This window comes from Nocardia aobensis NBRC 100429 (assembly GCF_000308375.1).
In the GTDB taxonomy this organism is placed as follows: domain Bacteria; phylum Actinomycetota; class Actinomycetes; order Mycobacteriales; family Mycobacteriaceae; genus Nocardia; species Nocardia aobensis.
In genome coordinates this window covers 43111-53408 of sequence record NZ_BAFQ01000035.1, presented here as the reverse complement: position 1 = coordinate 53408, position 10298 = coordinate 43111, and the positions used below count along the sequence as shown (strand labels likewise).

The 10298-nt window shown below is 67.1% G+C and carries 8 protein-coding genes; 1 reads left to right on the top strand and 7 read right to left on the bottom strand.

Features of this window, described 5'->3' with window-relative positions:
* On the top strand, positions 1-1025 hold a 1025-nt coding region (locus RJ03_RS04115; RefSeq protein ID WP_036498202.1), incomplete at its 5' end, for a M13-type metalloendopeptidase.
* 15 nt (positions 1026-1040) lie between these two features.
* Here RJ03_RS04115 and RJ03_RS04110 read toward each other — a convergent pair.
* The 7 genes from RJ03_RS04110 to RJ03_RS04080 form a co-directional block, all read right to left on the bottom strand.
* Positions 1041-3149, bottom strand: coding sequence for an amylo-alpha-1,6-glucosidase (locus RJ03_RS04110; RefSeq protein WP_036498201.1), 2109 nt, complete (start codon positions 3147-3149; stop codon positions 1041-1043).
* A gap of 269 nt (positions 3150-3418) precedes the next feature.
* Positions 3419-4573, bottom strand: coding sequence for an alkane 1-monooxygenase (locus tag RJ03_RS04105; protein WP_442789559.1), 1155 nt, complete (start codon positions 4571-4573; stop codon positions 3419-3421).
* Between the two features lie 263 nt (positions 4574-4836).
* Positions 4837-6153 (bottom strand): lipase family protein, encoded by a 1317-nt coding sequence (locus RJ03_RS04100; RefSeq protein ID WP_157121661.1) that lies wholly within the window; start codon positions 6151-6153, stop codon positions 4837-4839.
* 50 nt (positions 6154-6203) lie between these two features.
* Complete coding sequence (locus RJ03_RS04095) at positions 6204-7352, bottom strand: lipase family protein (RefSeq protein ID WP_157163327.1); 1149 nt, start codon at positions 7350-7352, stop codon at positions 6204-6206.
* 326 nt (positions 7353-7678) lie between these two features.
* The gene (locus RJ03_RS04090; protein ID WP_245552178.1) at positions 7679-8488 is read right to left on the bottom strand and encodes an ABC transporter permease; all 810 of its coding nucleotides are present in this window, start codon (positions 8486-8488) and stop codon (positions 7679-7681) included.
* Positions 8485-9270 (bottom strand): ABC transporter permease, encoded by a 786-nt coding sequence (locus tag RJ03_RS04085; RefSeq protein ID WP_036498198.1) that lies wholly within the window; start codon positions 9268-9270, stop codon positions 8485-8487. The genes RJ03_RS04090 and RJ03_RS04085 overlap by 4 nt, the downstream gene beginning before the upstream one ends.
* The gene (locus RJ03_RS04080) at positions 9267-10244 is read right to left on the bottom strand and encodes an ATP-binding cassette domain-containing protein (RefSeq protein ID WP_245552177.1); all 978 of its coding nucleotides are present in this window, start codon (positions 10242-10244) and stop codon (positions 9267-9269) included. Before RJ03_RS04080 ends, RJ03_RS04085 begins: the two co-directional genes overlap by 4 nt.
* Between the last annotated feature and the right edge of the window lie 54 nt (positions 10245-10298).

Here is a 10298-nt window from a genome sequence, read left to right as displayed (position 1 = left end):
CCACCAGCGGAATCGAGCAGCGCCCGGAGCTGTGGAAATCGGCGGTCGCGGTGGTCGACGCGAATCTCGGTGAGCAGCTGGGCAAGCTGTATGCGGCGAAATACTTTCCGCCGCAGGCCAAGACGCGGGCCAAGGAACTGGTCGACAATCTGCTCGCCGCCTACCGCGAGAACTTCCGCAACTCCTCGTGGATGTCGCCGCGAACCCGCGAGGCCGCGATCGCGAAACTGGACAAGATCACGGTCAAGATCGGCTATCCGGACAAGTGGGTGGACTATTCGAAGCTGAAGGTCACCCGCGGCCAACTGGTCGAATCCCTGCTCGCCATCGAGGCTTTCGAGGCGAAGCGGTCGATGGACAAGCTGGGGACGCCGGTGGACAAGGCCGAATGGGGCATGTCGCCGCAGACCGTCAACGCCTACTACGAGGCGACCTCCAATTCCATCAACTTCCCGGCCGCGATCCTGCAGGCCCCGTTCTTCGACACCGGCGCCGAACCGGCGGTGAACTACGGCGCGATCGGCGCGACCATCGGCCACGAGATCGGCCACGGCTTCGACGACCAGGGTTCGAAGTACAACGGCGACGGCAATCGCGAGGACTGGTGGACCCCGGAGGACCGGGCCGCGTTCGAGGCCAAGACCAAACAGTTGATCGATCAGTACAACGCGCTGGTGCCCGAGGGACTGCCGCCCAGCGATCACGTCAACGGTCAGCTGACCGTCGGCGAGAACCTCGCCGACCTGCGCGGACTGATGATCGCGCTGGCCGCCTTCCGCATCGAGGAAGCCAAGAGCGGCCGCAACGCCCCGGACTACACCCCGATGTTCCAGTCCTGGGGCCGCAATTGGCGCGAGAAGCAGACCCAGCAGTCGCTGGAACAGCAGGTCGCGACGGATCCGCACTCCCCCGGCGAATTCCGCTGCAACCAGGTGGTGCGCAACCTGCCGGAGTTCTACGCGAGCTTCGGCGTCCAGCCGTCGGACAAACTCTTCCTTCCCGAGGATCAGCGCGTCGCTCTGTGAGCTTCGCGCGACCGGTCAGTGGGTGATCAGTCGCCAATCCTCGGGAAGGTTGGCGGCCGTCACCTGCTCGCCGTCCACCGCCAGATCCACCGCTGTACCGCCGAGGCGCAGATCGGTGAGCTCTACCCTGCCCCAGCGCGCGGGGACGTGCGGCAGGACGGTCACCGTGCGGTGCGGCACATCGGGTTCGAGTCCGAGGAACGAACGGACCAGCAGCAACGGCGCGGCACTGGCCCAGGCCTGCGGGGAACACGAGGTCGGGTACGGCACCGGCGCCGAGAACCGAGAACGCTGGAAGCCGCAGAACAGCTCGGGCAGGCGGCCACCGAAAGCGGTTGCGGCGTCGAGCAATCCGTTGGACAGCCGGGTGGCCAGTCCGACCGCACCCGGGATGTGACGGTAACGCAGCAGACCGGCGACGGCGATGGCGGTGTCGTGCGGCCAGACCGAACCGTTGTGATAGCTCATCGGGTTGAACGCGCCCATCCCGGAAGACAGTGTGCGCAAACCGAATCCGGAGTCCATCTCGGCGGTCGCCAGATGATGCACCAGCTGTTCGGCATGTTCGTCGGTCACGATGCCCGACCACAGGCAATGCCCGACATTGCTGGTGAGCGCGTCGACGCGGCGTTTGTTGCCGTCCAAAGCGACGGCGTACCAGCCCTTTTCGGGAATCCAGAACGCTTCGGAGAATTTCGTCCGCAGTTCGGCGGCGTGTTCGCGCAGCTTCTCGGCCTTGTCCGACTGCCCGAATTCCTCGGCCAGTTCGGCGCGGGCCAGGATCGCCGCGTAGACGTAGCTCTGCACCTCGCACAGCGCGATCGGCGCCTGGGCGAGATGTCCGGCCGCGTCGTTGATGCCGTCGAAGCTGTCCTTCCAGCCCTGATTGATCAGGCCACGGTCGGTCGCGCGCTGATATTCGACGAAGCCGTCGCCGTCGCGGTCGCCGAAATGCGACATCCAGTCGAGGGCCGCGTCGGCCGCCGGCAGCAGCGTCTGCACCGCCTCCGGCGAGGCACCCCACCGCCGGGTCTCGGCCAGCAGCATCACGAAAAGCGGTGTGGCGTCGACGGTTCCGTAGTACACCTCACCGCCCAGGGCCAGTCCACCCGCCGGACCGCGCCGGATCTCGTGCATGATCCGGCCCGGTTCCTCCTCGGTGAGGGCGTCGACCTGCTGACCCTGCATTTCGGCCAATTGCTGCATGGTGCCCAGGGCTAGCGAGGAGTCCAGCGGCAGCGCCATCCACGCGGTGAGCAGCGAGTCGCGGCCGAACAGCGTCATGAACCACGGGGCGCCGGCGGCGACGAAGGTGCGATGGCGGCGTTCCTCGCGAATCTGCAACGCCCCCAGGTCGCTTTCGGTGCGCTGCAGAATGGCGGTGAGCTGCGGATCTCCGGTGGTGAGTTTGGTGGCGGTGTCACGCCACGCGGCCATCTTGCGGCCCGGTTCGCTGCTGCGGTAGTGCTCGCCGGGGCGTAACGCGACATGCACCCGCTGATTGGCCACCGTCGGCTGGGCCAGGATCTCGGTCTGCCAGCGCCCGGTGGCGGGCACGACGATGCGCCAGGTCAGCGAGCCGGGCAGCACAATCGGCAGTTCCGAGGACGAGACCGCCAGGCCGCGTGCGCGATCGGAGCGGTCGTTGAGCAGCAGTTCGTTGTCGGTGACCAGTATCTCGGCCCGGCCGTGCCCGGCGCGGCCCTCCTTGACGGCGAACAGATCCACGAAGTCGGCGTCGGCGCGCAGTTCCAGCACCACGGCGGTGGGTTCGCGGCCGAGATTCTCCAGGATGACCGTCTCCCGCATACCGTCGGCGACGAGGCGTTCGCGCACCACCAGCAGACTGGAATCGGCGGCGCCCGACCGCGGCGGCCGCCGCAGGATGAACCGCGCGGTGAAGGCCTCCGGACTGAGCACCGACAGCGGTTCGAGCCGCTGTCCGTCCACCCGCAACTCCCACCGCGACACCACGCGAGCATCGCGATAGAACAGGCCCTGCGACGTTCCCGATTCCACATCGCCGACCCGGTCGGACAGGCAGAAGGTGCTGCCCTCGACCAGCGTCACCGAACCGTTGAGCAGGGCGGGTTCGCCGCCGTTGAGAGGTGAGGGCCCGGTCATCGCGCATCACCCCCTCGGGGGTGTCGCGGCGCCGCGGCGGGCGCGGTAGATCGTTTCGTCGACTCGAACATCACCATCGCGAACGGCTCCTCCCTGATCACCGGCGACAACCGATCCGGCTCGAGGTGTGCGTGGGCCTATCCGACAACGTTCGTGCGAGAACGTCTCGATCATCGAGAGTAACCGCTGGACCGTGTTCGGCACGGCCGATCCCTCGACCACGTCACAAATCCGTGCTGCGGCCCAGCAGGGTGGATCGCGGACGGGACTCAGCGCGCGCGATCGCCGGCTCCCTCGACGGGCCGTTTGCGCGGCGGTTTGACGTTGACCAGGCTGCGGTCACCTCCGTAGTGGTCCAGCACCCGGGGATCGATCACCGCGCGCCACAGCGGCGGCACCGCGGCCAGCAGGACCATCCCGGCATAACCCATCGGAAGCTGTGGCGCCTGCTCGACGCTGCGCAGGGTCTGGTAGCGGCGGCCCGGATTCGCGTGGTGGTCGCTGTGGCGCTGCAGATGGAACAGGAAGATGTTGGTGACCAGGCTGTCGCTGTTCCAGCTGTCGCGCGGCGAGCAGCGCCCGAATGTGCCGTCGGCGCGCCGCACGCGCAGCAGGCCGTAGTGCTCGACATAGTTCACCGTCTCGAGCAGAAGGGCGCCGATCAACGCCTGCAGGGCCAGCCACGGGATCACCCGCGGGCCGAAGCACAGGATCATGGCGCCGAACAGCACGACGCTCATCGACCAGGCCTGCAGCAGATGATTCTCGTAGCTGAACCACCGCTTGTTCCTGCGTGCCAGCCGGTCCCGTTCGAGCCGGAACGCCGAGCGGAGCCCGCCGAACATGCTGCGCGGCAGAAACACCCACAGGGACTCGCCGAAACGGGCGCTGGCCGGGTCATCCGGGGTCGCGACGCGGGCGTGGTGGCCGCGGTTGTGCTCGACGAAGAAGTGCCCGTACGCGGATTGCGCGAGCGCGATCTTCGACAGCCATCGTTCCAGATGCTCGGACCGGTGGCCGAGTTCGTGGGCGGCGTTGATCCCGATGCCGGACACCACCCCGAGGGTGACGGTGAGACCGAGTTTGTCGACGAACGAGAGCGCGGTGTCCGCCCACAGAAAACCCGCGACGAGCAGGCCGAAGAATTGCATCGGCAGGAACAGGTAAGTGCACCAACGGTAGTAGCGGTCGTTGGAGAGCGCTTCGTAGTCCTCGTCGTGCGGGTTACTGCCGTCGTTCCCGATCGTCCAGTCCAGCAACGGAATGACCACGAATACGATGATCGGCCCGATCCACCAGAACACCGGCGATCCGGTGAGGACCACCAGCGGGCCGGGGAGCAGGGCACAGGCCGGCGCTATCAACCCCAGCATCCATAGGTAGCGCTTGGGGTCGCGGGCTCGGGATTGTTCGAAGATCGCCATGTACTTCTCGCTGTCCAGGAGTGACACCAGATCGAGAATGCGGCCGCGCGAAGCGGCGCCGGCCTGAAACATGAAGCGGCGTAGGCCTGAAACATTCAGAGTAGCCGTTCGTGCCAGGCTGTCCAGAGATCACCGAAAAAGACCTATCGACGTGCAGATACCCCGAAATCGCCAGGGTATGACAGCATTTTTCGAGGCGTTTTCCGATCCGAGACGACACGACGCCGCCCACCCCGGTCGGCGGGCGGCGTCTGTCGGGCTCGCTACGGCAGGGCGGCGCAATTACTCGGCGCGGGCAGACCCGCCAGCCGATCGGTCATCCATGAATTCGCGGTCATCAGTGACGGGAAATAGGCCAGGTCGTGGGTGCCCACGACGCCGGTGACAGCGGGCAGCTGCGGATTCGCGTCCAGCTGAACCGCAGTGCCACCGGCGCACCAGCCGGCGGCCACTGCGCGAACCGGCGGATACGGCGTGCCCTCGTCGTTCGCGGCCGAGGCGATGAGCACCGGCATCGAGGGCGCGATGGTTCCGATGCGCTGCTCGTCGAATGCCGCTTTCAGCGCCGGCGACCGGTCGATGACCGCGGTGAGAGGTTCTCCGCTATTGGTGATTTGGGTGATTCGCCGTATTTGAATGTCCAATGACGCCGCAATGGCGCACTTGCCCAGAGCGTCGTTCATCAGTCCTTTACCGGCATCGTTGATTTCGGCATCGAGAATCGGACGCGTTTCGGGATAGTCGGCGGCGATACCGTTGAGGGTGAACGGCGCGGAGGATCCGACACCGTGCTGGCCGTAGTTGTAGCCGATGAAACTCTCCGGGTCGACGATGGGCCCGCCGATGTAGGCGCCGCGCACGTTCAGTTCGGGCGCGTACTTCGATTGCAGTTCGGCGGCGCCGGCCGAGGCCATGCCGCCCTGGGAATAGCCGAACAGAATGACCGGCGAGTTCGGATTCAGCCCGGTGCCCGGAAGCTGCAATGCGGCACGCGCGGAGTCGAGTACGGCATACGCCTGCGCTTTCCGGTTCAGGAAGTCGTGCACATCGGGTGTGCCCAGCCCGTGATAATCGGTCAGCACCACGGCCATACCGCGCGCGAGCAGCGACGTCAGCGCGATGACGTCGTATTCGGCGATGAGGTCGTACGGCGGCTGGAACTGAGCCAGCTGCGGCAGCACCTTCGACGGCGCGCACTGATCGCCTTGCCCCTGCGAGCCGACTCCGTAGGCGACCAGCGGACGTTCACCCGGGCCGGTCCACGGCAGCGTCGGCTGCAGATAGGTCGCCACCACCGCGGTCGGAGCGTCGTGAGTGTCGCTGCTGATGTACATCATTCGCGTCGACGCCGCCGGCACGACACCCGGCTGACCGGGCGCCGACATCACCAGCGCTGCCGGTTGGGCGCGAAGGATCGCGCCCGGGGGCATCGGCGGTACCGGCGGCGGCATGTAGAAATCATCGGCGGCGACCTCCGCGGCCGGTTGCGGCGACGCGGGTGGCGCGGAGATCGCCGCGCCCGCGATGACGACGAGCGAGCCGAACAGAACTGCGTTCCATCTGCGGATCAAGCCCCTCACGATCGATCCTTCCCTGCGTTATCAGCGGATAGTTGTCGAGCGTCGGGCCGCTACGGCAGCGCGGCGCAATTGCCGGCCGCGGGCGCGCCCGCGAGCCGATCGGTCAGCCACATCTGCGACGCCGCCAGCGACGGGAAGAACGCGAGATCGTGGGTGCCGATGACACCGGAAATCGGTGGCAGCTGGGAGTTCGTGTCCATCTGCACCGGCACGCCACGACTGCACCACGCGGCGGCCACATCTCGGATGGGCGCGTACGGCGCACCCTCGTCGTTCCTCGCCGAGGCGATGAGCACCGGCGCCGACGGCGTGCCGCCACCGACGCGCTGATCGGCGAAGGCCTGGCTCAACGCCGGGGACCGGTCGATCACCGCGGTGAGTGGCTGTCCGCTGGAGGTGAACTGGGCCGTCTGCCGCTGCGGATTGTCGATCGATACCGCGATGGCGCATTTGCTCTCGGCATCGCGCAGCAGCGCCTTACCCGCGTCGTTGAGTTCGGCGTCGATTTCCGGGCGAGTGTCGGGATAGTCGGCGGCGATGCCGTTGAGCGTGAAGCCGACCGCACCGGAAAGACTCGGCTGCCCCTCGTTGAAGCCGATGAAGTATTCGGGATCCACCACCGGCCCGCCGATGTACGCGCCACGCATATTCAGCTCGGGCGCATAGCTCGGTTGCAGTTCGGCCGCACCGGCCGACGCCATACCACCCTGGGAGTAGCCGTACACGATGATCGGCGGCCGCGGCCCCAGGCCGTTGTTCGGCAACTGCTCTGCGGCCCGCGCCGAATCGAGTACCGCATAGGATTGCGCTTTCCGGTTCAGGAAGTCGTGCATTTCCGGTGTGCCCAGCCCGTGGTAATCGGTGACCACGACGGCCATCCCACGCGACAGCAGCGAATACAGCGCCAACACATCGTATTCGGCGATGACGTCGAACGGCGGCAGGTATTGGGCGAGCTGCGGGAGCAATTTCGAGGGCGCGCATTGATCGCCCTGCCCCTGCGTGCCGACCGCGTACGCGACCAGTGGGCGTTCACCGGGTCCGGTCCACGGCAGCATCGGCTGCAGATAGGTGCCCGTCACCGCGGTCGGCGCGTCGTGCGTGTCGCTGCTGAGATACATCATGCGTGTCGAGATCGCCGGGACGACGCCGGGTTGCCCCGGCGCCGAGAACAGCAACGACGCAGGCTGAGCCCGCACGATGGCACCCGGAGGCCCCGGGGGCAACGGCGCCGGGGGAACGTAGAAATCATCGGCGGCGGCCTGCGCCGGCGGCTGCGTCCAGGCATGCGGCGCCGAAACCATTCCGCCTGCGACTGCGATGAGAGCTCCGAACAAGACAGCGGTACAACTGCGAATCCGGCTCCGCACGATTCGTCCTTTCCTGAGCTTCGGGATGCCTATCGGAACGAACAAACGGATCTCGACAGTACCGAAAAAGACGTATCGATCTTCGGGGAATCAGAATGACGGTCGGCGTGTCTCGCTAACGACTGGCTAACGAGTTGTCCGGAGGCGCGGACCGGTCAACTCTGAACGGCCCGCCGATAACCGCGAATGGCCATGGCGCCGAAAACCACGATCAGCCCTGCCGACCATGCGACGGTCTGCAACACCGGCACCAGGAGCGGACCACCGAGGGTGAAGTTGCGCATCGCCTCGATGGCGCAGCTCATCGGCTGGGCCCGCACGACCGGCTGCAACCAGCCCGGATAGTTCTGCACCGGCACGAATCCGGAATTGAAGAACATGCCGACCAGCACGACGATCGCGAACAACTGCACGACTTTGTCGCCGGCGCTGCTCACCCCGACCGCGACGACCAGTGGCGTGAATCCGGCGATCACGATCACCGGCACCAGCAGGACGCCGATCGCACCGGCCCAGCCCTGCTGGAAACGCAGGCCCAACGCCATACCGACGGCGACGACCACGATGGTCGCCGCGAGCGCGCGGGCGCATTCGGCGGCGAGCCGGCCGGACAGTCCGGCCCAGCGATGCGTCGGGAGCACCCAGAACCGGCGCAGCAGACCGCTTTCCCGCTCGGCGTACAACGACATGCCGGTCCCCATCGCGCCGTACATGGCTCCGGCGACGGCGATCATCGGCACGAAACCGTAGATCGGGTCGGCCCCGCCGGTGGCGCCGAGGGATTTGTCGAGCACCAGGTCGTACATGAGCAGCAGCAGAATCGGCAGCACCAGGGTGCTGGTGATCACCTCCGGCTGCCGCGACCAGCGCCGCAGCAGGCGACCGGTCTCGACCAGGGTCTGCGATCCCAGATCGCCGATCCGGTTGCCCAGCACGGGAGAATCGCCCATCACCACCTCGCTCATCCCCGGCGCCCTTCCGCTCGCACCGCGAGAACCGCGGCCACCACGAACAGCCCCGCGATCCAGATCGCCGCCACGCCGAGTTCGGAGGTGTACTCCCCCGCGGCCAGTCCGCGCAGCGCGTCGGTGATCCGGGAGACCGGCTGATTGCGCACGTACGGCTGGATCCAGCCCGGAAAGCCCTGGACCGGAACGAATCCGGTGGAGGTCATCACCAGCAGCAGCTGGGGGCCGAACAAGACGGTGCCGCTGAGTTCGCTGTTGCGGGTGATGGTGCCGAGCGCATCGGTGGCGATCACCAGGGTGGCGCCGAAGGCCAGGACCACCAGCACGAAGACCAGCGCGGAATCCGCGCTGTGGAATCGGAATCCGAAACTCGTGCCGATGACCAGCGCCCCGGCGAAGGCGGCGACGGCACGCGCCAGATTCGCCGACATCCGCGCGGTCACCGGAATCCACGGCGGCACCGGCATCGCCCGCAGCCGCGTGGCCATGCCGCCGAGGACCTCCCGCGCCGCCCGGTCACCGGCGAACATGGAGGTGAAGAACATGGCGAAGACCGCGATCAGCGGAAGCAGATACTGGGCGTAGTCGATACCGCCGGCTTCCATCGAATGCCGCAGCGGCACATAGAAGCAGACGAAGAACACCACGGGCGCCGCGAAGGCCAGCACGAGATCGCCTTCGCGCAGGGCGCTGCGAATCATGCGCCCGCTCAGGGCGGACCACTGCAGACCGGCCGGAACCCGGAACAGTTCCGCCGTTTCGGTGGTCGCCGCGGTCATGCCGATACCTCTTCGGCCGGTTTGGTCAGCTGGATGAAGACCTCGTCGAGGGAGGGGCGGCGCAGCGCGATGTCGATCAATTCGATTCCCGCGGTGTTGATCCGGTCGAGCGCCTCCGACAGCGTCACCGCGCCGCCGGGCGCCGGCACCGACACCCGGTCCTGCGATTCGGCGATCGTGACCTCGCCCAGGTTCGCCAGCGCGGCGGCCACGGCAGGCACATCCGCTGCGTCGACCGGAACGACCTCGCAGTAGCTGTCGCCGGAGCGGGCCTTGAGCTGATCGGCGGTTCCCTCGGCGATCACGGTGCCCTTGTCGACGACGATGATGTTGTCGCTCAACGCATCCGCCTCCTCGAGGTACTGGGTGGTGAGCAGGATCGTCACGCCCTGTGCCTTGAGCGAGCGCACCAGCGCCCACAGGCTCTGGCGGCTGACGGGGTCCAGGCCAGTGGTCGGTTCGTCGAGGAATACGACGCGTGGCGGGCGGACCAGTCCGCAGGCGATGTCGATGCGCCGGCGCATACCGCCGGAGTACTGGCCGACCCGTCGTTCCGCGGCCTCGGTGAGCGCGAACTGTTCCAGCAGTTCCTCGGCGCGCCGCGCGGCGGCCTTGCGCCGCAATCCCATCAGCCGGGCGAAGAGCACCAGATTCTCCCGGCCGGTGAGCATTTCGTCGAGCGCCGCGTACTGCCCGGTCAGCATGATCGACGACCGCACCTGCGCGGCCTGGGTCACCACGTCGAAGCCGGCCACCAGCGCACTGCCGGCATCGGGCCGGATCAGCGTCGACAACACCGACACCGTGGTGGTCTTCCCCGCGCCGTTGGGCCCGAGCACGCCCAGCACACTGCCCGCGGGGGCGCTGAAGCTGATACCTCTCAGCGCGCGCACCGCGCCGAAGGTCTTCTCCACGCCGTCGACGACGATCGCGTCGTCCGTATCCGCCGGACCACCCATTGAATTCGACACCATGCTCTCCGTCCGAGCGCCCACCCGTTTACTTTGGTAAGGCTAACTTGATTTTTC